General features: G+C 68.4%; 23 protein-coding genes. 13 read left to right on the top strand and 10 right to left on the bottom strand.

Features of this window, described 5'->3' with window-relative positions; all coding sequences use genetic code 11:
- Window positions 1–72 precede the first annotated feature (72 nt).
- A complete protein-coding gene (locus tag N7I30_RS00430; protein WP_228239827.1) occupies window positions 73–759 on the bottom strand; it encodes an SDR family NAD(P)-dependent oxidoreductase in 687 nt (228 codons plus the stop codon).
- 172 nt (window positions 760–931) lie between these two features.
- On the opposite strand from N7I30_RS00430, the gene ettA reads away from it, so the two are divergent.
- From ettA to N7I30_RS00410, 4 genes are all read left to right on the top strand, one after another.
- On the top strand, window positions 932–2,581 hold the full coding sequence (gene ettA, locus N7I30_RS00425; RefSeq protein ID WP_024352039.1) for an energy-dependent translational throttle protein EttA: 1,650 nt from the start codon (window positions 932–934) through the stop codon (window positions 2,579–2,581).
- A gap of 144 nt (window positions 2,582–2,725) precedes the next feature.
- Entirely contained in the window at window positions 2,726–3,058 is a 333-nt protein-coding gene (locus tag N7I30_RS00420; protein ID WP_228239829.1) for a hypothetical protein, read from the top strand.
- A 338-nt stretch (window positions 3,059–3,396) separates the two neighbouring features.
- Window positions 3,397–4,881 carry a sensor histidine kinase gene (locus tag N7I30_RS00415; RefSeq protein WP_491390505.1) on the top strand — a complete coding sequence of 495 codons (1,485 nt, stop codon included), beginning with the start codon at window positions 3,397–3,399 and terminating at the stop codon, window positions 4,879–4,881.
- 28 nt (window positions 4,882–4,909) lie between these two features.
- Window positions 4,910–5,248: a response regulator gene (locus N7I30_RS00410; RefSeq protein ID WP_228239830.1), complete on the top strand. Its 339-nt coding sequence runs from the start codon at window positions 4,910–4,912 to the stop codon at window positions 5,246–5,248.
- Window positions 5,249–5,320: 72 nt separating this feature from the next.
- On the opposite strand, the gene N7I30_RS00405 is transcribed toward N7I30_RS00410, so the two are convergent.
- Window positions 5,321–6,046, bottom strand: a complete 726-nt coding sequence (locus N7I30_RS00405; protein ID WP_024352035.1) for a cation efflux transmembrane domain-containing protein — start codon at window positions 6,044–6,046, stop codon at window positions 5,321–5,323.
- A 73-nt stretch (window positions 6,047–6,119) separates the two neighbouring features.
- Here N7I30_RS00405 and N7I30_RS00400 point away from each other — a divergent pair, with 73 nt between their 5' ends.
- Window positions 6,120–6,545, top strand: coding sequence for a MerR family transcriptional regulator (locus N7I30_RS00400; protein WP_491390507.1), 426 nt, complete (start codon window positions 6,120–6,122; stop codon window positions 6,543–6,545).
- A 78-nt stretch (window positions 6,546–6,623) separates the two neighbouring features.
- Here the strand turns inward: N7I30_RS00400 and N7I30_RS00395 are convergent, their stop codons facing one another.
- Window positions 6,624–6,851: a hypothetical protein gene (locus N7I30_RS00395; RefSeq protein ID WP_491390508.1), complete on the bottom strand. Its 228-nt coding sequence runs from the start codon at window positions 6,849–6,851 to the stop codon at window positions 6,624–6,626.
- A gap of 329 nt (window positions 6,852–7,180) precedes the next feature.
- Here N7I30_RS00395 and N7I30_RS00390 point away from each other — a divergent pair, with 329 nt between their 5' ends.
- Both N7I30_RS00390 and N7I30_RS00385 read left to right on the top strand, forming a co-directional pair.
- Window positions 7,181–7,813 (top strand): DedA family protein, encoded by a 633-nt coding sequence (locus N7I30_RS00390; RefSeq protein WP_024352032.1) that lies wholly within the window; start codon window positions 7,181–7,183, stop codon window positions 7,811–7,813.
- A 42-nt stretch (window positions 7,814–7,855) separates the two neighbouring features.
- Entirely contained in the window at window positions 7,856–8,437 is a 582-nt protein-coding gene (locus tag N7I30_RS00385; RefSeq protein ID WP_491390509.1) for an MOSC domain-containing protein, read from the top strand.
- A 3-nt stretch (window positions 8,438–8,440) separates the two neighbouring features.
- Here the strand turns inward: N7I30_RS00385 and N7I30_RS00380 are convergent, their stop codons facing one another.
- Together N7I30_RS00380 and tsaA are read right to left on the bottom strand one after the other, a co-directional pair.
- The gene (locus N7I30_RS00380; protein ID WP_483212407.1) at window positions 8,441–8,800 is read right to left on the bottom strand and encodes a DUF2293 domain-containing protein; all 360 of its coding nucleotides are present in this window, start codon (window positions 8,798–8,800) and stop codon (window positions 8,441–8,443) included.
- A gap of 16 nt (window positions 8,801–8,816) precedes the next feature.
- Window positions 8,817–9,329 carry a tRNA (N6-threonylcarbamoyladenosine(37)-N6)-methyltransferase TrmO gene (tsaA, locus tag N7I30_RS00375; RefSeq protein ID WP_024352029.1) on the bottom strand — a complete coding sequence of 171 codons (513 nt, stop codon included), beginning with the start codon at window positions 9,327–9,329 and terminating at the stop codon, window positions 8,817–8,819.
- Window positions 9,330–9,452: 123 nt separating this feature from the next.
- Here tsaA and N7I30_RS00370 point away from each other — a divergent pair, with 123 nt between their 5' ends.
- Together N7I30_RS00370 and metF are read left to right on the top strand one after the other, a co-directional pair.
- Window positions 9,453–10,466, top strand: a complete 1,014-nt coding sequence (locus tag N7I30_RS00370) for an ArsR/SmtB family transcription factor (protein WP_024352028.1) — start codon at window positions 9,453–9,455, stop codon at window positions 10,464–10,466.
- Window positions 10,467–10,480: 14 nt separating this feature from the next.
- Window positions 10,481–11,392: a methylenetetrahydrofolate reductase [NAD(P)H] gene (gene metF, locus N7I30_RS00365; protein WP_009210182.1), complete on the top strand. Its 912-nt coding sequence runs from the start codon at window positions 10,481–10,483 to the stop codon at window positions 11,390–11,392.
- 103 nt (window positions 11,393–11,495) lie between these two features.
- Here the strand turns inward: metF and N7I30_RS00360 are convergent, their stop codons facing one another.
- Both N7I30_RS00360 and N7I30_RS00355 read right to left on the bottom strand, forming a co-directional pair.
- A complete protein-coding gene (locus N7I30_RS00360) occupies window positions 11,496–11,723 on the bottom strand; it encodes a hypothetical protein (RefSeq protein ID WP_483212408.1) in 228 nt (75 codons plus the stop codon).
- 437 nt (window positions 11,724–12,160) lie between these two features.
- On the bottom strand, window positions 12,161–13,426 hold the full coding sequence (locus N7I30_RS00355) for an amidase (protein WP_491390510.1): 1,266 nt from the start codon (window positions 13,424–13,426) through the stop codon (window positions 12,161–12,163).
- Window positions 13,427–13,698: 272 nt separating this feature from the next.
- Here N7I30_RS00355 and N7I30_RS00350 point away from each other — a divergent pair, with 272 nt between their 5' ends.
- The 3 genes from N7I30_RS00350 (at window position 13,699) to N7I30_RS00340 (ending at window position 16,746) form a co-directional block, all read left to right on the top strand.
- Window positions 13,699–14,919, top strand: coding sequence for an alanine racemase (locus N7I30_RS00350; protein ID WP_024352025.1), 1,221 nt, complete (start codon window positions 13,699–13,701; stop codon window positions 14,917–14,919).
- Window positions 14,920–15,123: 204 nt separating this feature from the next.
- A complete protein-coding gene (locus N7I30_RS00345; protein ID WP_491390511.1) occupies window positions 15,124–16,128 on the top strand; it encodes a diguanylate cyclase domain-containing protein in 1,005 nt (334 codons plus the stop codon).
- Between the two features lie 162 nt (window positions 16,129–16,290).
- Window positions 16,291–16,746, top strand: coding sequence for a methyltransferase family protein (locus N7I30_RS00340; protein WP_187390537.1), 456 nt, complete (start codon window positions 16,291–16,293; stop codon window positions 16,744–16,746).
- Between the two features lie 13 nt (window positions 16,747–16,759).
- Here the strand turns inward: N7I30_RS00340 and N7I30_RS00335 are convergent, their stop codons facing one another.
- The 3 genes from N7I30_RS00335 to N7I30_RS00325 all read right to left on the bottom strand — a co-directional run bounded on the left by N7I30_RS00335 (window position 16,760) and on the right by N7I30_RS00325 (window position 19,811).
- Entirely contained in the window at window positions 16,760–17,932 is a 1,173-nt protein-coding gene (locus tag N7I30_RS00335) for a GGDEF domain-containing protein (RefSeq protein WP_081651992.1), read from the bottom strand.
- A gap of 108 nt (window positions 17,933–18,040) precedes the next feature.
- A complete protein-coding gene (gene chrA / locus N7I30_RS00330; RefSeq protein WP_491390514.1) occupies window positions 18,041–19,261 on the bottom strand; it encodes a chromate efflux transporter in 1,221 nt (406 codons plus the stop codon).
- Window positions 19,262–19,382: 121 nt separating this feature from the next.
- Entirely contained in the window at window positions 19,383–19,811 is a 429-nt protein-coding gene (locus tag N7I30_RS00325) for a DUF4112 domain-containing protein (RefSeq protein WP_024352020.1), read from the bottom strand.
- 214 nt (window positions 19,812–20,025) lie between these two features.
- On the opposite strand from N7I30_RS00325, the gene N7I30_RS00320 reads away from it, so the two are divergent.
- Window positions 20,026–21,462, top strand: a complete 1,437-nt coding sequence (locus tag N7I30_RS00320; RefSeq protein WP_187390538.1) for a cation:proton antiporter domain-containing protein — start codon at window positions 20,026–20,028, stop codon at window positions 21,460–21,462.
- The last annotated feature ends 17 nt before the right edge of the window (window positions 21,463–21,479 follow it).

Raw genomic sequence — 21,479 nt, 5'->3', positions numbered from 1 at the left:
GCAGGGCGTCGCGCTTGGCAACCGCGATGCCGGGGACGGCGCGCCCGGTGCCTCGGCGCGCGCCTGCCGCGGTCAGAAGCGCTCGACGAAGGGGCGCAGCTCGATCTCCCAGCTCCAGGCCGAGCGATGCTGGTCGATGAGCGCCAGATAGGTCCCGGCGATCGCGTCGGGATCGAGCATGGAATCGGGCTGGTCGGCCGGCTCGCTGCGACCCGGATTACGGATCGCGCCGTCGATGACGACGTGGCCGACATGGACGTTCTGCGGATGCAGCTCGCGGGCCATGGACTGGGCGAGACCGCGCAGGGCGAACTTGCCCATGGCGAAGGGGGCCGACCGGGCAAAGCCCTTCACGCCGGCCGAGGCGCCGGTGAACAGGATGGTGCCGTGGCCCTGTGCGAGCATGCGCCGGGCAGCGGCCTGGGCGACGAGGAAGGCGCCATAGGCGGTGACGTCCAGCGCCCGGCGGACCTCGGCGGGATCGAGATCGACCAGCGGGCCGCGCACCCGCGCCGACGGATTGTAGATCGCCACCGCGAGGTCGCCGTCGATGCCGTCCACCTGTTCGAACAGCCGGGACACGGCGGCCGGATCGGCGGCGTCGCAGGTGGCGGTCGTCGCACCCGTCTCGGCTTCGAGATCGGCGAGCTTGTCGGTGTTCCGGGCGGCCAGCACCAGATGATGCCCGCGGGCGGCGAGCTGGCGGGCGAGCGAGGCGGAAAGGCCGTCGCCGACCCCCACGATCAGGGCGATGGACATGGGCTGGCTCCTCGGCAGCGTTGCGGCTGGCGACAAGGATAGGCGAGCGGTGCGCTGTTGCGAGGGAGCGTCTGCCGCGCCTCTTCGCGTCGCGGCCGTTGCTCCGCCTGCTCCGATGGCTTACGTACGGCGCAACTTCTCTTTCCATCTCTATACGGAGCGGCAGCGCGCAATGGCACGCCAGTTCATCTATCACATGTCCGGACTTTCGAAGGCCTACGGCAACAAGAAGGTCCTCGAGAACATCCATCTCTCCTTCTACCCCGACGCCAAGATCGGCATTCTCGGCCCGAACGGCGCCGGCAAGTCGACGCTGCTCAAGATCATGGCCGGCGAGGACAAGGACTTCACCGGCGAGGCCTGGGCCGCCGAGGGCGCGACCGTCGGCTACCTGCCGCAGGAGCCGCATCTCGACGAGTCGAAGACGGTGTTCGAGAACGTCATGCTCGGCGTCGCCGACAAGCAGGCGATCCTCGACCGCTACAACGAACTGATGATGAACTACTCCGAGGAGACCGCGGAGGAGGGCGCCAAGCTCCAGGACGTCATCGACGCCCAGAATTTGTGGGATCTGGAGAACCAGGTGGAGATGGCGATGGACGCGCTGCGCTGCCCGCCGCCGGACGCCGAGATCGCGCCGCTGTCGGGCGGTGAGAAGCGCCGCGTCGCGCTGTGCCAGCTGCTCCTATCGAAGCCCGACATCCTGCTGCTCGACGAGCCGACCAACCATCTCGATGCCGAGACGATCCTGTGGCTGGAAAAGCACCTGCGCGAGTACGAGGGCTCGGTGCTGATGATCACCCATGATCGCTACTTCCTCGACAACGTCACCGGCTGGATTCTCGAGCTCGATCGCGGCCATGGCGTGCCCTACGAGGGCAACTACTCGGTCTATCTGGAGAAGAAGCAGAAGCGCATGCAGCAGGAGGGCCGCGAGGACGACGCCCGCATGCGTGCCATCACCCGCGAGCGCGAGTGGATCCAGCAGGGCGCCAAGGCCCGCCAGACCAAGTCGAAGGCGCGTATCCGCGCCTATAACGAGCTGGTCGAGGCCGCCGAGAACCGCAAGCCGGCCGACGGCAAGATCGTCATCCCGACCGGCGAGCGCCTCGGCAACCGGGTGATCGAGGTCGAGAACCTGACCAAGAGCTACGGCGACCGGGTGCTGATCGAGAACCTCTCCTTCAAGCTGCCGGCCGGCGGCATCGTCGGCATCATCGGCCCGAACGGCGCCGGCAAGTCGACGCTGTTCAAGATGCTCACCGGCCAGGAGAAGCCCGACAGCGGCGAGATCAAGATCGGCGAGACCGTCGATCTCGGCTATGTCGATCAGAGCCGCGACGACCTGACGCCGAACAACACCGTCTGGGAGGAAATCTCCGGCGGCGTCGACATCATGAAGCTCGGCAAATACGAGATGAACAGCCGCGCCTATGTCGGCAACTTCAACTTCAAGGGCCCGAACCAGCAGCAGAAGGTCGGCACCCTGTCGGGCGGCCAGCGCAACCGCGTGCACCTCGCCAAGATGCTGAAGTCCGGTTCCAACGTCATCCTGCTCGACGAGCCGACCAACGATCTCGACACCGAGACGCTGACGGCGCTGGAAGATGCGCTGGAGGAATACGCCGGCTGCGCCGTGGTCATCAGCCATGACCGCATGTTCCTCGACCGGCTGGCGACGCACATCCTCGCCTTCGAGGGCGACAGCCATGTCGAATGGTTCGAGGGCAATTTCGAGGATTACGAGCAGGACAAGATCCGCCGCCTCGGCCCCGAGTCGGTCAATCCGAAGCGTCCGACCTACAAGCGCCTGACGCGCTGACGGGTTCGCGCCGGTCCGGTTTCCGGAAGGGAGCCGGACCGGCGTACGGGACCGGACGGTTAACAGGGTGTTAGCCGGCTATCGGTCGCGGTTGTGTCCTGCTATTTTGTCCTCGCGCAATGGGCGCGAGGGAGGGCAGCCGTGATGAACAGACGTCTATCCACGATCGCGACCCTCGCCGGAGCGGGGCTTCTGATCCTCTGCCATGCGGGTGCGCAGGCTAAGCCCGCCGACTGCTACAGTTCCGACGACGGCTATTTCGACTGCGACTTCCAGATGACCGATTCGGCCGGCAGCTTCACCATCACCGGGCCGGACGTAACCTATATCCTCGTCATCGATAGCCCGGGCTACGCCTCGGGCTTCGTCAATCTGGGCCATCGCAACGTTCCCCTGCCGGGCACCTATGTGCGCGAGCGCGGCGACCCGGCCTGCTGGTCGAGCGCCGCGACCGATACGCGCATCTGCGCCTGGTAAGGTTTTGTTCGCGCTGTCGCTTCCCTGTGAAGATTCATCATGGCATCAGCAACCAAATGGCAGGGATGGCATTTTAGGATGACGGGGGACGAGGGGTGGAATAACGGTGCATTGCGGCGCCGGTGTCCGTCCGGCCTCCATTGAAGACGAGACGAATTCGCACGGCGCCGGCCTCCCGGGTCGCCTGCCGTCAACAAGGGCGCGGATGTGCCGACAGACAAGCCGAACCCCACCAAGGTGTCCGCCCGATACCGTCCGACATCTCCTCACGATCCGGCCGGACCGGGGCGCGGACCCGACGGGATGACGGGCATGGATTGCAGGTCCTCCGCGCTGGCATGAACGATCTCGTCTTCGCCCATATCTTCGACGTGCTTCCCAGCCCCTACATGGTGCTGGACCGGGAGCTGCGATACGTCTCGGTCAACCGCGCCTATGAGCAGGCCGTGCTGAAGCAGCGCGAGGAACTCGTCGGCCGGCAGCTGTTCGACCTGTTTCCCAATGAGGGCGAGAGCGGCCGGCGGCTGCGGGCGTCCTTCGCCGAGGTCCTGGAGACCGGCGAACCCGACACGATCGCCTTCATTCCCTACGAGATTCCGCGGCCGCAATCGGAAGGCGGCGGCGTCGAGGAACGCTACTGGACCGCCACGCACACGCCGATCCTGGACGATGACGGCGCGGTCGCCTTCATCGTGCAGAACACCGTCGACGTGACCGAGATCGTGCGGCTGAAACAGGCGAGCACCGTGCCGAGCGCCGCCGTGCCGGGCGAACTGGCGCTGCTGCGCAATGCCCGCGAGGTCGAGGAGGCCTATCAGGAGACCCGCTCCGAGAGCGAGGAGTTCCGCCGGCTGTTCCGGCAGGCGCCGGGCATGATCGCGGTGCTGCAGGGACCCGACCATGTCGCCGTCTTCGCCAATGACAGCTATGCCCGCTTCGTCGCCCATCGCGACGTGATCGGCCTGCCGATCCGGGAGGCGCTGCCCGAAGTGGCGGGGCAGGGCTTCTTCGAGATGCTCGACGCGGTCTATGCCGACGGCAAGTCCTTCACCGGCGAGGGCGTGCGCCTGCTCATCCACGGCGAGGGCGACGAGGGGCTGAGCGAGACCTTCATCGATTTCACCTACAATCCGATCCGCGATGCCGAAGGCCGCGTGACCGGCGTCTTCGTGCAGGGTGCCGACCGGACCGACGCGATCCGCGCCGCCGATCGCCAGCGGCTCTTGATCGACGAGCTCAATCACCGGGTGAAGAACACGCTCTCCACCGTCCAGTCCATGGCGCGCCAGAGCTTCCGCAAGCTGCCGCAGGCCCAGGAGGCGCGGGCCGCCTTCGACGCGCGCATCCTGGCGCTGAGCCACGCCCACAATGTACTGGCCGAGCGGCGCTGGGAGGCCGCGGGGCTCCGCGTGCTGCTGCGCCAGGAGCTGTCGCCATTCCCGCGCAGCCAGGTCACCATGTCCGGGCCGGAGGTGCATCTGACCGCCCGCTCGGCGATCGCGCTGAGCATGGTGTTCCACGAGCTGGCCGCCAATGCGGCCGCCTACGGCGCGCTGTCCAGCGACGAGGGCGAGCTGGTGGTGAGCTGGCAGGTCGCCGGCGAAGGCGCCGGCCGCCATCTGTCCATCGCCTGGACGGAGACGGCCGGAGCGCCGGTTTCCGCGAACCCGCTCGTCGAGGGGTTCGGCATGCGCATGCTGCACCGTGTGGTCGAAGGCGAACTATCCGGTACGCTGTCCCTTGACCTTGCCTCCGGCGGCCTCATCTGCCGTATCGAACTGGCCCTGTCCGAGGTGGAGGAATTTGCAAGCACAGCCGCATAACACTGCTCGTGACGTCGCCGGACTGAAGGTGTTCGTGGTCGAGGACGAGAGCCTCGTCGCCATGCAACTGGAAGACATGCTGTTCGACCTCGGCTGCAAGGTTGTCGGACTGGCCATGCGGCTGAAGCGCGCCCATGACATGCTGGATTCCGGCATGGCGATCGACGTGGCCATTCTCGACGTCAATATCGGCGGCGAGAAGATCTATCCGGTCGCCACGCGGCTGCGGGAGGCCGGCATTCCGATCGTCTTCGCCACCGGCTACGGCCGCGAGGGGCTGGAGACCGAATGGCGGGTTTGCCCGGTGCTGCAGAAGCCCTACAGCGCCAGCCAGATCGAGCATTCCATCCTGGCCGTCACCGACTGAAAACAACCGGTTCGCGTCCAGGCGGGCGCCAAGGGCGAAGGCGGGAGCCATGCGCTCCCGTGCCGTGTCCTGTCAGGAGCTGCTCCCCGAGCCTGCGAGCTCAGTGGGCGTTTCGCCATATTCCGCAAAGGCTTGGCGCAGGATCGTGACAGACGAGGTGAGGAACAGGCCGGCCATGACCGCGGCAACCGCGAGGTCGGGCCAGGCCGAGCCCGAACCCCAGACGCCGAGGGCGGCGACCATCACCACTACATTGCCGATCGCGTCGTTGCGCGAGCACAGCCAGACCGAGCGCACATTGGCGTCGCCGTCCTTGTAGCGCATCAGGAGGCCGACCGAGGCCAGGTTGGCGGCGAGCGCCAGCAGCCCGATCAGCCCCATGATCTGGGCGCTGGGAACGCCGAGCACCAGCACCTGATAGGCCGTCGAGCCGAACACCCACAGCGCCATCAGGCTGAGCGAGACGCCCTTGAACAGGGCCGCCGAGGCGCGGATCTTCAGGCTCGCGCCGATGACCGCCAGGCTGAGGCCGTAGGTCAGCGTGTCGCCGAGGAAGTCCAGCGCATCGGCCATGAGCGCCTGCGACCCGGCGATGCGGCCGGCGCCCATCTCGACGAGGAACATCGCGCCATTGATGGCGATGACCGTCCACAGGATGCGCTTGTAGCGCGGATCGACGCCGTCGAAGACGGGCACGCCGCCCGAGCAGCCGCAGGCGGCGGTCGGTGCCGGTTCGGCCGCGGCGGGCTCGGTCGGGGCGGCGGGTGTGGCGGTGCTGGCGCAGCAATGGTCGGCCATCGCGGGGCTCCTTTTCATGCGTTCGGCGCGACCCTACAATCTCCAGTGACTAGAGAAGCAAGGGTGAAATCCGATGAATCTCGCAATCGGCGACTTGTCGCGCCGCACCGAGGTGAAGATCCCGACGATCCGCTATTACGAGGAGATCGGCCTGCTGCCGGCGCCGCCGCGCAGTGCCGGCAACCGGCGGCTTTATGGCGAGGCGCATCTGCGCCGCCTCGGCTTCGTGCGCCATGCGCGCGAACTCGGCTTCGACATCGAGGCGATCCGCGAGCTTCTCGACCTGGCCGGTCATCCGACGCGGCCCTGCGCCAAGGCGGACGAGATCGCCACCGAGCACCTCGCCGACATCGACCGAAAGATCGCGCGGCTGACCGCGCTGCGGGCCGAGGTCGCGCGCATGACCCGCTGCCGGAACGAGACGGTCGAGCAATGCCGGGTGATCGAGGTGCTGGCCGATCACGACCAGTGCCTGGCGGACAGCCATCCGGCCCCCTGACGCGGGCGGCTGGCGGAACTGGGCCGGGCAAGCAGGGCGCCGCGATTGTTTGGGGCCTCTGGCGGGAAGGCGCGCGGCCTATTCGTCGGCGGTGCCGGTCAGCAGCATGACGAACTGGCGTTCGCCGAGGTCGAGGCCGGCGACGCGGGCGCCGGGATGGCGGGCCCGCAGCGCGGCGTGCCGTGCGGGCTCGGCCAGCAGCATCAGATGCAGGCCCGCGGCCGCGAACTGCGCGTGCAGGGCCTCGTCGATGCTGGCCTCGCCGGGCAGGGCGACCACCGCGAGGACGAAGGCGCGGCGCAGCATGCGGTCGCGCGCCGCCTCCACGCTGGCGACGCGGCTTGCGCGGGCTCCGGCGGCGTCGAGCGCATTGGCGGTGCGAAGGCCCCGCGCCGCGTCGGGGCGAGGACAAGCACGTCCCGGCCGGCGAGGAGGTTCGCCCAGCTGAAGTCGTCGAATGTGTCGAGACCGGTCGTCATCCGGCCATGAGATCACTCCCCTAGCGTACCGGCAAGCGCGGCGGCTTACGCCCGGCAGACGGCCGCCTGCCGCATGCGGGGCGGAACCCGAAACGCCATGCGGGGCTTTCTGCACGGTGAACGGCGCCCTGCGCGGCGAGACTGAACGGAGACGACATGGACGCCTTTGTCCGCAGCATGATGGAAACGCTCGGCCCCTTCGGCATCGCGCTCCTGATGTTCCTGGAAAACGTCTTTCCGCCGATCCCCTCCGAACTGATCATGCCACTGGCTGGCTACCAGTCGGCGAGCGGGCAGATGTCGCTGGTCACGGTGATCCTCGCCGGCACGGTCGGGTCGCTCCTCGGCGTCATCCCCTGGTACTATGCCGGCCGCTTCGTCGGCGAGCGCCGGCTGAAGCGCTTCACCGAGCGCCACGGCCGCTGGCTGACCATGGCCCCGGAGGATGTCGATGCCGCCGACCGCTGGTTCCGCAAATACGGCATCGCCGCCGTGCTGTTCGGTCGCCTGGTTCCGGCGGTGCGCACGCTGATCTCGGTGCCGGCCGGCATCGCGAAGATGTCCTTCCTCACCTTCCTGGTCTTCTCCGCCATCGGCAGCGCCGCCTGGACGACGCTTCTTGCCTATGCGGGCTATGCGCTCGGCCAGAATTACGAGGCGGTGGAATCCTATGTCGGGCCGGTTTCCAACGCCGTGCTCATCGCCATTGTCGGCTTCTACATCTATCGTGTCGCCACCTTCGACCGCAGCCACACGCGGGCGGAGACCACCGACGATTCGCCGCGCTAGGCGGGCCGTCTCCGCCAACACGATGCCGGACGACACCGACGGATGCAGATGCAACGCACGCGGGCGCGCAAGCTCGCCGCCACGATCGACGGTCTCTTCCGCACACAGGGTGATGGGTTCGCCACCGTGCCGGTCGATCATCTCGACCTCGGCTTCGACGGCATCGACGGCGACCGCCATGGCGGGATGACGCGGCGCTCAGGGGGACGCGAGCCCTGGTATCCGCGCGGCACGCGGATGCGCAACGAGCGCCAGCTCTCGCTGCTGGCTGCCGACGAACTGGCCGAGGCCGCCGCAGCGCTGGACATTCCCAAGATCCGGCCGGAATGGATCGGCGGCAATCTGCTCGTCGGCGGCATTGCGCGTCTCACCTGGCTGCCGCCGCGCACGCTTTTGATGTTCGCCGGCGGCGTGACCCTGCGGATCGACGGCGACAACGGCCCCTGCCGGTCCTCCGGTGCGGCGATCGCGGCGCATTACCCGGATCGCGGCGACATAGAGCTGGGTTTCGTGAAGGCGACCATGCACCGCCGCGGCCTCGTCGCCTGGGTGGAAAAGCCCGGCCGCATCACGGTCGGCGAGGCCGTCGAGGCGCGCATTCCCGAGCAGTGGATCTACGCCTGAACTTCATTCGTCGTCCGTCTCGTCGGCTTCGTCGGCCACGGCGCCGGCATAAGGCTCTTCATCGATGGCGTCGGGGTCGAGATGGCGGGTGGCGCCCCAGCCGTCAAGCACCGCATTGGTGTCGTCGAGGACGAAGAAGCGTGCCGCGTCCTTGTCGTAGCCGTCGTCCATGAGTTCGTCATAGTCGGTATGGGCGTGGCGGATATGGGCGACCGCGGCGAGCCAGACGGCGCGTTCGGGCGGCAGGGAGCGCATGTGCCGGGCGCGCGCCGCCTCGCGGATCGCCTCGGCGTCAATGAAGGGCGCGCGGGGGATCAGGGCGGTGAGGGCGCGGGCAATGCGCTTCTGGCGTTCGGTGGCCAAGGCAGGGTCGGTCCCGTCAGGCGGGCGGCGCGTCGACCGACGCGAGATAGGGCTTGATGTCGAGGAGCGGCGTGCCGTCGAGGACGTCGATGGCATCGATGCCGATGATCCCGGTCTCGCGGTCGAGGGCGACGATCTGCACGAGATGCAGGCCGACCGGATTGGGCCGGACCGGCGAGCGCAGCGAGAAGGTGCCGCGCGGCGCGTCGGCATGGCGCGGCATCTGCAAGGCGAGATCGCGATCCGCCTGGTCGAGCCAGGTCAGGAGCAGCACCCATTGCCCGGCGCCCAGACCCGCAAGGCCCTCGCGCCAGCGCGGTTCGAGCCGGATTTCGGCGGGTTGGCCCGCCTCGCGGGCGCGGCCGACATTCTTCGGGCATTGCGATCGCTCGGTCCAGGGCGAGCAGATGCGGCCGATGAAGACCAGTCCGGCATCGTCATAGGCCGGCGTGGGCCCCTCGAAGCGGCGCTCGCCGGGCCGCGCGACGGTGGCGTCCGGGGCGGCCGAGGAAACGGGAGGCGGCGTCATGGCGCTGCGACGGCCATCGGGGCGGGGCGGGCGCTCCGACCATTCGTCAGCGGCGCATGGTATCGCTTGCATCGGTCCGTATTTTCACATAAAGATATCTTTATATCGAAATCGAGACGGAACATGCTGGACATTCAGAAGCTCTCCTTCGGCCGGCTGGTCGATGCCCTCAAGGCGGTCGCCGAGCCGACCCGCCTGCGGCTCGTCCTGCTTCTGGCGCGAAGCGATCTGACGGTCAGCGACCTTACCGCGATTCTCGGCCAGTCACAGCCACGCATCTCGCGGCACCTGAAGCTCCTGGTCGAATCCGGCGTCCTGACCCGCTACCAGGAAGGCGCCTGGGCCTATTTCCGCCTGTCGGAGGAGGCGAGTGTCTCCGGTCTCGTCCATGCCGTTCTGAACTGGGCCGACGAGGCCGATCCGGTGGTGGAGCGCGACAGCGAGCGGCTCGATGCCGTCCGGGTCGAGCGCGCCCGCCGCGCCGCGGACTATTTCGCCCGCAATGCCGGAAGCTGGGACACGATCCGGGCGCTGCATGCCTCGGACGCCGAAGTCGAGCAGGCGCTTCTCGCCGCGCTCGGCAACAAGCGCATCGGCACGCTGCTCGATGTCGGCACCGGCACCGGCCGCATGCTGGAGGTGCTGGCGCCGCGCTGCGAGCGCGCGGTCGGCATCGACGCCTCGCGCGAGATGCTGGCGATCGCCCGGGCCAAGCTCGACAGTGCCGGGATCGGCAATGCCGTCGTGCGCCAGGGCGAGGCCTATCACCTGCCGGTCGAGCGTCAGGCCTACGACCTCGTCACCATCCACCAGGTGCTGCATTACCTGGAAGACCCGCAGGCCGCCGTGGCCGAGGCGGCCCGGGCCGTCGCGCCGGGCGGCCGCCTGGCGATCATCGACTTTGCGCCGCACGAGCTGGAATTCCTGCGCGCCGAGCATGCGCATCTGCGCCTCGGCTTTTCCGACGACACGCTGGCCGGCTATCTGGACGATGCCGGCCTCGAACTGGTGTCCCTCGACCATCTCGTCTCCAGCGGATGCGAGACCGGCGAACTCACCGTGACCATCTGCATCGCCCGGGACCCCCGCCTGCTCGTGGCAGGCGACGGCCCGAACCGCACAACCCTCGTCAGCTGATAGAGAGCCCCGTCATGAGCCAGACCCCGCCGCTTGCCGGTTCCGGACTTCGCGTATCCTTCGAGTTCTTCCCGCCGAAGACCGAGAAGATGGAAGAGAATCTCTGGCGTTCGATCGAGCGCCTCGCGCCGCTCGGCCCCAGCTTCGTCTCGGTGACCTACGGTGCCGGCGGCTCGACCCGCGAGCGCACCCACCAGACGATCGAGCGGATCCTCAAGGAGACCACGCTGACCCCGGCCGCGCATCTGACCTGCGTCGATGCCTCCCGGGAAGAGGTCGACGAGGTGGTGCGCCAGTACTGGGAGACCGGCGTGCGCCATTTCGTGGCGCTGCGCGGCGACGGGCAGAACGGCGTCGGCGGCAAATATGTCCCGCGCGAGGACGGCTATCGCAACGCCGTCGAGCTGGTCGCCGGGCTGAAGGCCTTCGCCGATTTCGAGATCTCCGTCGCGGCTTATCCGGAGAAGCATCCGGAAAGCCCGGACTTCGCTACCGACATCGACCTGTTGAAGCGCAAGGTCGACAATGGCGCGACCCGTGCGATCACCCAGTTCTTCTTCGATAACGACGTCTTCGAGCGCTACGTCGAGCGGGTGCGCCGGGCCGGCATCTACATTCCGATCGTCCCGGGCATCGTGCCGATCCACGACTTCGTCAAGGTCGCGCGCTTCTCCAACGCCACCGGCGCCAAGATCCCGTCCTGGCTGGCCGAGCGTTTCGACGGGCTGGAGGAAGATCCGCAGACCCGCAGCCACGTGGCGGCAGCGGTCTGTGCCGAGCAGGTGCTGGACCTGCAGAAGCGCGGCCTGTCGGACTTCCATTTCTACACGATGAACCGGGCCGACCTGGTCTATTCGATCTGCCACATCCTCGGCATGCGGGCCGGAACGGCCGCCGCTCCCAAGAGCGAGGCCGCCGCGGCCTGAGCAGCCGCGGCCGAAAGACATCGACGGAAACGAGAAAAGCCGGGGCAGGGCCCCGGCTTTTTTGTCGATGGGGCACCGTCAGGCGCCCGTCGGACGGATGGGATCAGGGCACGACGCCGATCACCATGGCTCCGACGAATGCAAACGCGGCACAGATCATCAGCAAATTCAGCGGACGCGTCAGTTCCATTTGCATTGCCTCCTCGTTGACGGACAACACGAAGAGTAACGGCGTGACACAGTGGGTAAATGCGAATTCGTCGCTGCACTGCGGCAGCGCGGCGCGCCAAATCCCCGCAGCCCCTGTGGGCGCGGCGATGCACTGCGCCATCCGGCCTGTGTTTTTTTGGGACAGTGGCGAAGGCGCGAGCCGCTGCGTGTAGCCGGGTCGGGCCTTCCGGGGAGGGTCTGAGCCAAAGGAAGGCCAGCGTGATCAGGCGATTGACGCCGGTCGCGGCCTCACGGCACAGCGAAGCGGCGCGCGGGCCCCCAAACGGGGCGAATGTGGCGAAGCTGCCAGATTTGGGAATAGTCCCGATCGGAGACGCCGCCGGGGGACAGCGGCGTCGCGACGATCAGGGAAAGAGGACGATCGCGCCGACGGTGGTGATGCCGCCGAGCATTCCGAAGAACACGACGGTGCCGAAGATGGTGACCAGAGTCTCGATCCGCATGTGGGGTTCCCCTCGTTGATATGCGGGGTGTGAACGGCACTGCAGCACTTCGGTTCCCGTATTTGCGGACGGTCGGTGGGTTCGTGGTGAATCCTCAGATCGCCAGCCGCTCGCCCAGCATGGCGGCGATGGCGAGCGCCCGCGCGTCGCGCCCGAAACGCGTGACGATGGTTAGGCCCACCGGCAAGCCGTTGGCGGCGTGCAGGCCCGGCACGTTGACGCAGGGATTGCCGGTGATGGTCCACAGCTTGTTGAACATCGCGTCGCCGGTCGAGCGGAGGCTGTGTGGTGCCGCGCCGATCGCGGAGGGCACCAGCAGGGCGTCGGCATTCTCGAACAGGGTGGTGGCGGCCTTGCGGCCGATCCGGGCCGTGCGCCGCGCATTGTCGTATTCTTCCGGCGTCACGCTCGCGCCGTGGTCGAGCTGTTCCAGCACCTTCGGGCCCATCAGGGCGCGGTGCCGGGTGCGCTCGTGGAACAGCGCCTGCGCCGCCTCGAAATTCTGCAGCGGCGCGTGGATCTCGCGGGCCGCCGAGAGCGAGGCCGGCTCGGCGATCTCGATCAGCTTCGCCCCGGCCGCCTCGATGACGCGGGCGGCCGTGTCCCAGGCGGCGGCCATGTCGGGCTCGAGCAGGTCGTCGACGGCCGAGCGGTAGAGGCCGATGGTGAGCCCCGAGGCGTCGGCGGGCGGCGTGTCGGCCAGCGGCCGGCCGCTGATCAGCGCGGCGAGCAGCGCGACGTCGGGCACCGTGGCGGCGAAGAAGCCGACCGTGTCGAGCGACCAGGAATAGGTCTTCACGCCGACCGTCGGGAACAGGCGGAAGCTCGGCTTGTAGCCGGCGACGCCGCAGAAGGAGGCCGGGCGGATGACCGAGCCGCCGGTCTGGGTGCCGCAGGCGCCGGCGAGGTAGCCGGCGGCAACCCCCGCCGCCGAGCCGGAGGAGGAGCCGCCCGGCGTGTGGTCCTGATTGTGCGGATTGCGGGTCGGGGTCGGATCGAGCGAGGCGAATTCGGTGGTCGCGGTCTTGCCGACGATGGCCGCGCCCTGGGCCCGCGCCAGCGCGATGACCGGGGCATCGGCGGCCGGCTGGTGGCCGCGATAGATCGCCGAGCCGTGCTCGGTCGGCATGTCGAAACTGTCGAAGACATCCTTGGCGCCGAAGGGCACGCCGGCCAGCGGACCGGTCGCAGCCGCCGCCTCGGCGCGCGAGGCTTCCGGCGCGCGGTGGGTGAACACCCCGAGCGCGCCGTCGCCCGCGTCGATCCGCTCGTTGGTCGCGGCCAGCACCGCCTGCGGCGTCGTGCGCCCGGCCTCGATGTCACGGACGATGTCGGTCAGGCGAAGCGGGGCGGCGGGCATGGCGATGGTTCCTGTTGGCGGGTGTCCCTGTTTAGAGCGCTGTCCGGCTGTCGGACAAGCGGCCCCTGTGAGGGGGCGGGCGAGCCGGCTGTCCGCCGCCGGAATGGCCGGGTCTTGCGGGCCGATCCGCAGGCCGGCCACGGGCAGGGGCGCTGACAACGCCGATCCATGCTCTAGTTGCGCCGCGATGACGGGCAGTGCGGGTGATTCCCTCATCCGCAGTTCGTCCGACCCGTCCCGTGACGCGAGCGTCACCCGTGGAGAACCGCCTGTTGCAGACCTTCAAGTCCGCCAAGGATGCCGCCCTGACGCTTCGGCCCGACGTGCCGGTCTATTGCTTCCGTCCCGCCGTCCTGACCGCCGATGCGGAGCGCTTCATGGCGGCGTTTCCCGGCGACACCGCCTATGCGGTGAAGACCAATGGCGAGCCGATGGTGCTGGAGACCCTGAGCCGGGCCGGCGTGCGCATCTTCGACGTCGCCTCGCCCGGCGAGTTCGAGGCGGTACGCGCCGCCCAGCCGGATGCCGAGATGCTCTACATGCATCCGGTGAAGGCCCAGTCCGACATCCGCCTGGCGCTGGAGACCTACGGGATCCGGGTGATGTCCCTCGACCACGAGGACGAGGTGGTGAAAATCCTGCGCGTCGTGCGGGCGCTGGATCTCGATCCCGGCAAGATCACCCTGTTCATCCGCATCCAGACCAAGGGTAGCGCCGCCTACGAGCTGTCGAAGAAGTTCGGCGCGGCGCCGGCCCATGCGGTGGAGCTCTTGCAGCGCTGCCACCGGATCGGTTTCAAGGTCGGCATCTGCTTCCATGTCGGCTCGCAGATCGAGGACCCGGACACCTACGAGCGGGCGCTCGCCTCGGCCGACTGGGTGCGCAACCGGGCCGACGTGCCGCTGGCCGGCATCGATGTCGGCGGCGGCTTCCCGGCCGAATACGGCCATGATCCACGCCGCAAGAAGAAGGAGATGCCGGGTTTCGGTCAGATCATGTCACGCCTGACCTCCGACATGGAGGAATGGGGCTTTTCGGACATGCCGATGGTCGCCGAGCCGGGCCGGGTGGTCGTCGCGCGGGCCTTCTCGCTCATCGTGCGGGTGCTGCTGCGCAAGGGCAAGCGGCTCTACATCAATGACGGCATCTGGGCGTCGCTGTCGGATTCCTGGACCGGCAAGATCACCCTGCCGGCGCGCTTCATCCCCGATCCGGCCCGCCAGAGCCGCAATGGCGACCCGGCGAACATCCAGGCCTTCAAGGTCTGCGGCGCCACCTGCGACAGCGTCGACATCCTGTCGCGGCCGTTCTGGCTGCCGGAAACCGTCGACACCGGCGACTGGATCGAGATCGGCCATATCGGGGCCTATTCCCTCTCCCTGCGCACCCGCTTCAACGGCTTTTACCCCGACACCTTCGTCGAGGTGGAAACGCCCTTCGACCATGGCGACGCGGCCGAGAGCTACGCCAGCCTGGAGACCATGGCTGACTGACTGATCAATCAAGAGGGGCGGCGCGAGGGAATTCTTAAGTGTCGCGCTCTAGAAATGTGGTGTGATCGCGACCGAGGAACCGTGACCCGCCATGCCGACTGACGTGCCGAGCCTGCCCAGCGTCGAAACCGCCGCGACAGATCCGGCGGCGTGCGGGGCGTGTGCTACGGTGCGGCGCCCGATGCCGGGCGGGGAGGCGCCCCGATGATCTATCGCGGGAACAGCAGCGCGCGCATCGCGCGCCTGTCTTCGGCGCTCGAGGCCACCTCGCGCCTGTTGCGCCAGAAGAACAGCCAGCTCGCGCACATGACCAAGATCTTCGACCGGGCGTCCGAGGCGGCGCGGATGGGCGTGTGGGAATGCGCCTTGCCGCAGAACACGCTGCGCTGGACCGACGTCGTCTACGATCTCTACGACTTGCCGCGCGGCGCGCCGCTCGACCGCGACACGATCCTCAAATGCTATCCGGAAAAGTCCCTGCGGATCCTCGAGGAGATCCGCAGCGAGGCGATCGCCACGCGCGGCGGTTTCGGCCTCGACGTCGAGATCACCACCGCCACCGGTCGCCACCGCTGGATCCGCATCACCGCCTCGGTGGAGTGCGAGAACGGCGAGCCGGTCCGCATCTTCGGCTTCAAGCAGGACATCACCGAAGAGAAGCTGCTGGCCGACAAGATGCGCTATCTGGCCGAATATGACGTGATGACGGGGCTCGCCAATCGCAGCCAGTTCCAGAGCCGGCTGGTCGATCTGGCGGGCACGACGGCCGGCGACCGTGCCGTCGGCGCGCTGCTGCTGATCGATCTCGACGGCTTCAAGGCGATCAACGACACCTATGGCCACGCGTTCGGGGACGAGTGCCTGAAGGCGACGGCGGCCCGGCTGCGGCAGGTCTGCGACGATGCCGAACTGGTCGCCCGCGTCGGCGGCGACGAGTTCGCCGTGCTGCTCGGCAGCCATCTCGATGCGGCCGCCGCCGAAACCCTCGCCGCGACCATCGTCGACCTCCTCAACGGTCCTGTCGCCGACGCCACGGCGTCCGATCTCGGCGCCTCGGTCGGCATTGCCATGGCCGAAGCCGGGATGGAGCCGGACACGCTGTTCTGCCGCGCCGATTCGGCCCTTTACGCCGCCAAGGCGTCCGGCCGGAAGACCTACCGGATGTTCAGCCAGACCATGCAGAACCCGCTGCGCTCGCGGGCGGCCTGACCGGCCCGGCGCTCTCGTGAGCGCCTCATCCCCATCACATCCCACCGCATGCCTGAGCCAGCCCGCCATGTGCTGCCCGGCCGAAGCCCGGCCGCAGGGCCTCGTGCCGGGCCGCGCGGCGCCCCATATGCGGAGCCGGCGACGAAACCAACGGAGACGACCATGTCGATGAAGCGCGATTTCCCGGACCTTCCGCCGGTCTGGGCCTCCGGCTTTCTCATCGCCGAGGTCGTGGCGGCATCGGTGCTGCCGATCGCCGTCTTCGTGTCGGCGCCCGCGACGCTGATCGGCATCGCGCTGATCGTGGCGGGCGTCCTCCTCGCGGCATGGTCGGCCCTGTGGTTCCGGCGCAAGCGCACCTCGATCGAGCCGCGGGACGTGCCGAAGGCGCTGATCGTCGAGGGCCCGTTCAGGATCAACCGCAACCCGATCTATACGGGCATGGCGCTGGTGCTCGTCGGGCTCGCGTTCTGGATCGGCGCCCTGTCCGCCGTGGCGATCGCCCTCGTCTTTCCCTTCGTGATCACCGCCCGCTTCATTCGCGGCGAGGAGGCGGCCCTGCGGTCGGCCTTCGGCGCCGAGGCGGAGGCCTATATCGCTCGCACCAGGCGGTGGTGACACCGGTGCGGCGTCAGGCAGCGGCGGTCTCGGCGATGCGATTGCGGCCGCCGTTCTTGGCCCGGTAGAGGTTGGCGTCGGCCGCACGCATCAGCCGGTCGAAACTGGCTTCGCCTTCGGCGGAATGGGCGATGCCGGCACTGAGCGTCAGCCCGAAGCTGCCGTCATCCGCCGCAATCCGCGCGGCCGCGACGGTGGCCCGCACCCGGTCCGTCAGCATGAAGGCCTCGGTCGGGGTGACACCAGGCAGGATGGCCGCGAATTCCTCGCCGCCGATCCGCGCGACGAAGTCCTGCTGGCGGAGCACCGAGGGGCAGATGTGGGCGCAGCGCTTCAGCCCCGCGTCGCCGGCGGCATGGCCGTAGCGGTCGTTGATGCTCTTGAAATGATCAAGATCAAAGACGACCAGCGCGAAATGGCTGCGGTCCCGCAGCGCCTTCTCCAGCCGCTGCTCGAAGGCGCGGCGATTGGGCAGTCCGGTCAGGGCATCGTGCATTGCCGCGTGGCGCAGGTCCCTCGCCATCCGCTCATAAGCGATCGACAGGACGAAGGCGCCGCTGGCGGTGGTGTGGATCACCGCGATCAGCAGATGGATCTGCAGCACGCTGTCGAAGACCAGATGTGCAGTCTCTGCGGTATGGGCGTTGATGCCCTGCGCGATGCGACCGGCGAAGGATAGCGCCATGACGCCATAGGCGATGAGCAGGCCGTAGCGTGAAGGGAGGCCAGTCTCGCGATCGGTGTAAAACTCCCAAGCCGTCGCGGCGGCGAACAGCATCAGAATGGCATTTACGGTGTAATAGGCCACGGGATAGTCGAACCAGCCGGGAAGAGCGAACATGGTCGCAACGACCAGTGGCGGCAGGACGAGCAGGGACCAGTAGACCCGACGCCGGGCGAACAGGCGGGCCGCCGTCCAGCGCAGCCCGAAGCCGATGACCAGCAGGCTGTTGGGCAGCGCGAGGCCGAAGCTCGGCTCTTCGCCGGGAAAGGCCATGTAGGAGAACAGCGAGGCGGCGATGACGAAGTTCGCGCCGATCCAGGCCGGCCAGTAGGTTTCGTCCGGCTGCTTGCGCCAGGCCGCGTAGAAGGCGAGGCCCATGACGATGAGGATCATGGCATTGGTCAGGAACAGCGTCTGAACATCGACGCCGATATCCATGTCGACCCGCGAATTCATCCCCATCCCCCCACCGGCATCGCGCCCACGCCTGCTCTCGATGGCGATGAGGATGCCATGGGTCGCTTAAGGGATTGCTATGATCCGATCACGGCTTCGTTGACGTTGCTGTGACTAGGCGATGGCGATGCTGGCGAGGGCGCAGGCGAGGACGACCATCCAAGGCGGCGCCTTCCAGACGACCAGTGCCACGAAGCCGGCCAGCGCCAGGGCGAAATCGGCGGGTCCGCGCACGGCGCTGACGAAGACCGGATCGTAGAGCGCCGCACCGAGAATGCCGACGACGGCGGCATTGGCGCCGCGCATGGCGGCCTGCGCCGTGACGCGGCGGCGAAATTCGTCCCAGAAGGGCAGCGCCGCCACGACGAGCAGCAGGCCGGGCAGCGAGATCGCCACCAGTCCGATCACCGCGCCCGGCAGGCCGTAGCCCTGCGGCGAGGCGATGGCGCCGAGATAGGCGGCGAAGGTGAAGAGCGGGCCGGGCACGGCCTGGGCGGCGCCGTAGCCGGCGAGGAAGGCGTCGTCGCTCGCCCATCCCGGCTCGACGACGAAGGCCTGCAGGAGCGGCAGGACGACATGGCCGCCGCCGAAGACCAGCGCCCCGGCCCGGTAGAAGGCGTCGAACAACGCGACGGGACCGGCACCGTTCGTCGCCGGGTCCATGGCGGCGAAGACCGGCAGCAGGATCAGGAGGACGGCGAAGACAGCGAGGGCGACGAGCCCTGCAGTGCGCGAGACGGGGACCATGGGGATCGGCGGCAGCACCGCCGCGTCCGCGCGGCAGAACCAGAGGCCGGCGAGCCCGCCCATGACAATGGCTGCGATCTGGCCGAGCGAACCGGCCAGCGCGACCACCGCCACGACGGCGACGACCGCGATGGTCGCGCGCGTGCGATCGGGGCAGAGGCTGCGCGCCATGCCGAACACCGCCTGCGCCACCACGGCGACCGCGACGATCTTCAGGCCATGGACAATCGCCGCGCCGATGCCGCTGTCGAAGGCCGACGCGCCGGCCGCAAAGAGGATCAGCAGGATGGCCGAGGGCAGGGTGAAGGCGGTCCAGGCCGCCAGCCCGCCCAGCGGGCCGGCCCGCATCAGGCCCAGCGCGAAGCCGACCTGGCTGGAGGCCGGGCCGGGCAGGAACTGGCACAGCGCCACCAGATCGGCATAGCCGGCCTCGTCAACCCAGCGTCGCCGGGTGACGAACTCGTCGCGGAAATAGCCCAGATGCGCGATCGGCCCGCCAAAGGCCGAAACGCCGAGTTTCAGGAAGGCGCGGAACACCTCGCCGGGCGAGCCCTGCGGTGCCTGCACGGGTCGTTCCGATCCCGCGATTGCATCCGCTGCCCGGTCCCCGCGCACTGCCGCATCTGCATCCTTCACCCGTCGTCCCCCGCCTTCGTGGTCGCGGCCAAGGGTGGCACGGATGAATGTCGGCGCGAAGACGCGAAAGCGGTCAGGCGCGCTTCGGCGTGATGTCCTTCATCGGCGGATCGCGCAGGGCGTCGCCATAGGCGGTGCCGGCCTCGCCGAAATGGTCGAGGACGATGTCGAGATTGCGCCGGTGCGCCTTGTAGAAGACGTCGAACACGTCGCCGAGCAGCGGCACGGCGCCGACGGCGAAGTCGATGCCGAGATTGCCGGCCATCTTGACCAGCTTGTGCTTGGGCACGCCGAGCCGCCGGGCTTCGTTGAGGATGTAGATACCGACGAGGCTGCCGGCGGCGTCGCCGACGCCCGGAATCAGGCCCAGCACGGAATCGCCGCCGAAGCGGATGCCGGTGCCGGGAATGCGGATCGCCGTGTCCATCAGCCGCGCGACCCGGCTGATGCGCGTCAGGCGCCGCTGGTGGTCGGCATGAAGGGAAGGGTCGGCGGCATTCATGGACGGGTCTCCGGTTCGATGGCTGGTTTCCATATGGGAACGCCCGAGCGGCGAAACAGATGCGTGGGCAGGGTGACAGGGTGATCGCGACCGTCGCCGCCCGGCCAGAACCGAGAAAGCCCCGACGCGCACCCGCGCCGGACACAAGCGGGCCAAGGTTCTCGCCTTTCGTGCCGCAACCGCGAATCAGGCAGGCGGATCAAGGGGAGACGACATGGAGGAAGCGGTCACCGAGGCCACGGCGACGGTCGAGCACGCGGTCGCGGAGGTGGCCCAGGGCGCACAGGGCGGCCACGGCGCCGACACCGGGCTGACCGCCATCGCCTTCGTGATCGTCGTCGCGGTGACCGCCGGCCTCGGGCTGATGCGGCTGCGGCAGCCGCCGCTGGTCGGCTTCATCCTCGCCGGCGTGCTGCTCGGCCCCTCAGCGCTGGGGGTCATCTCCACCTCTAACGAGAACGTCACCATGCTCGCCGAGATGGGCGTGCTGATGCTCCTGTTCTTCATCGGCATGGAATTGTCGCTGAAGGCCTTCGTCGCCTCGCTGAAGCCGGCGGTGCAGATCGCCGGCGGCCAGCTCATCGCCGCCATGGCGATCTCCTTCGGCCTGATGGCGATCTCCGAGGCGACGCTGGCCGAGGCGATCATCCTCGGCTTCATCATCGCGCTGTCCTCGACCGTGGTGGCGATGAAGATGCTGGAGGATATCGGCGAGCTTCGCCAGGAACCGGGGCGGATCGCCGTCGCGGTGCTGATCGCCCAGGACCTGGCGGTGGTGCCGATGCTGATCGTCGCGACCTCGCTGGGCGGCGAGGAAGCGGTGAGCTGGGTCGATGTCGGACTGAAGATCGCCGTCGCCGTCGCGGTTCTCGGCGGGCTGCTGTGGTTCCTCGGCCGGCGGCCGAAGCTGAAGCCGTCCTTCGCGCCGGCGGTGGAGAACAATGTCGAGATCCTGGCGCTCGGCTCGCTGGCCTTCTGCTTTGCCGCCGCCTCGTTCTCGGGCCTTGTCGGCCTGTCGCCGGCCTATGGTGCCTTCATCGCCGGGCTGGTGGTCGGCGCCTCGACCCTGCGCTCGCCGGTCATCCACGTGGTGGAGCCGATCCAGGCGCTGCTGCTGGTGGTGTTCTTCCTGTCCATCGGCCTTCTGATCGACCTGAACTACATCGTCGAGAACTGGGTGCTGGTGCTGGTCGCCTCGCTCTTCGTGATCCTGGCCAAGACCGTCCTCAACATATTGCTGATCCGGCTGGCGGGCCTGCCGCACAAGACCGCGGTCGAGGCGGGCCTCTCCATGGCGCAGATCGGCGAGTTCTCCTTCGTGCTGGCGGCGGCGGCCTTTGCGTCGGGTGCGATCGGCGGCGACGTCTACCGGCTGGCGCTGGCGGTGACCGCCGTGTCGCTGCTGGTCTCGCCGGCCTGGATGGTGGTAATCCGACATCTGGAGGGCGAAGCGCGCTTCGGCTACGCCGAATTCCGCGCCGCCCTGACCGAGCTCTATGGCGACCGGATCGAGACCGTCGAGGATTTGGGCGTCTGGCTGAAGGTGCGCGGCCGCGCCCTGCGCCGGGCGATGACCCGGCGACGGGTCGCGCGGCGCAATGGCAAGACGGCAACTGGAGACGAGACCGGCGAGCCGGCGCCGCGCGACTAGCGCAAAGCCCCGACGGG

Origin of the sequence: Aurantimonas litoralis, from assembly GCF_026153195.1 — a bacterium.
GTDB classification, from domain to species: Bacteria; Pseudomonadota; Alphaproteobacteria; order Rhizobiales; family Rhizobiaceae; genus Aurantimonas; species Aurantimonas coralicida.
This window is presented reverse-complemented; position numbering and strand designations above follow the sequence as displayed.

What these genes read in the sequence shown, in the direction of transcription:
- N7I30_RS00430 (WP_228239827.1), bottom strand. Translation starts at nt 759, where the DNA reads ATGTCCATCGCCCTGATCGTGGGGGTCGGCGACGGCCTTTCCGCCTCG.
- ettA (WP_024352039.1), top strand. Translation starts at nt 932, where the DNA reads ATGGCACGCCAGTTCATCTATCACATGTCCGGACTTTCGAAGGCCTAC.
- N7I30_RS00420 (WP_228239829.1), top strand. Translation starts at nt 2,726, where the DNA reads ATGAACAGACGTCTATCCACGATCGCGACCCTCGCCGGAGCGGGGCTT.
- N7I30_RS00415 (WP_491390505.1), top strand. Translation starts at nt 3,397, where the DNA reads ATGAACGATCTCGTCTTCGCCCATATCTTCGACGTGCTTCCCAGCCCC.
- N7I30_RS00405 (WP_024352035.1), bottom strand. Translation starts at nt 6,046, where the DNA reads ATGGCCGACCATTGCTGCGCCAGCACCGCCACACCCGCCGCCCCGACC.
- N7I30_RS00400 (WP_491390507.1), top strand. Translation starts at nt 6,120, where the DNA reads ATGAATCTCGCAATCGGCGACTTGTCGCGCCGCACCGAGGTGAAGATC.
- N7I30_RS00395 (WP_491390508.1), bottom strand. Translation starts at nt 6,851, where the DNA reads ATGCTGCGCCGCGCCTTCGTCCTCGCGGTGGTCGCCCTGCCCGGCGAG.
- N7I30_RS00390 (WP_024352032.1), top strand. Translation starts at nt 7,181, where the DNA reads ATGGACGCCTTTGTCCGCAGCATGATGGAAACGCTCGGCCCCTTCGGC.
- N7I30_RS00385 (WP_491390509.1), top strand. Translation starts at nt 7,856, where the DNA reads ATGCAGATGCAACGCACGCGGGCGCGCAAGCTCGCCGCCACGATCGAC.
- tsaA (WP_024352029.1), bottom strand. Translation starts at nt 9,329, where the DNA reads ATGACGCCGCCTCCCGTTTCCTCGGCCGCCCCGGACGCCACCGTCGCG.
- N7I30_RS00370 (WP_024352028.1), top strand. Translation starts at nt 9,453, where the DNA reads ATGCTGGACATTCAGAAGCTCTCCTTCGGCCGGCTGGTCGATGCCCTC.
- metF (WP_009210182.1), top strand. Translation starts at nt 10,481, where the DNA reads ATGAGCCAGACCCCGCCGCTTGCCGGTTCCGGACTTCGCGTATCCTTC.
- N7I30_RS00360 (WP_483212408.1), bottom strand. Translation starts at nt 11,723, where the DNA reads ATGGCGCAGTGCATCGCCGCGCCCACAGGGGCTGCGGGGATTTGGCGC.
- N7I30_RS00355 (WP_491390510.1), bottom strand. Translation starts at nt 13,426, where the DNA reads ATGCCCGCCGCCCCGCTTCGCCTGACCGACATCGTCCGTGACATCGAG.
- N7I30_RS00345 (WP_491390511.1), top strand. Translation starts at nt 15,124, where the DNA reads ATGATCTATCGCGGGAACAGCAGCGCGCGCATCGCGCGCCTGTCTTCG.
- N7I30_RS00340 (WP_187390537.1), top strand. Translation starts at nt 16,291, where the DNA reads ATGTCGATGAAGCGCGATTTCCCGGACCTTCCGCCGGTCTGGGCCTCC.
- N7I30_RS00335 (WP_081651992.1), bottom strand. Translation starts at nt 17,932, where the DNA reads ATGGGGATGAATTCGCGGGTCGACATGGATATCGGCGTCGATGTTCAG.
- N7I30_RS00325 (WP_024352020.1), bottom strand. Translation starts at nt 19,811, where the DNA reads ATGAATGCCGCCGACCCTTCCCTTCATGCCGACCACCAGCGGCGCCTG.
- N7I30_RS00320 (WP_187390538.1), top strand. Translation starts at nt 20,026, where the DNA reads ATGGAGGAAGCGGTCACCGAGGCCACGGCGACGGTCGAGCACGCGGTC.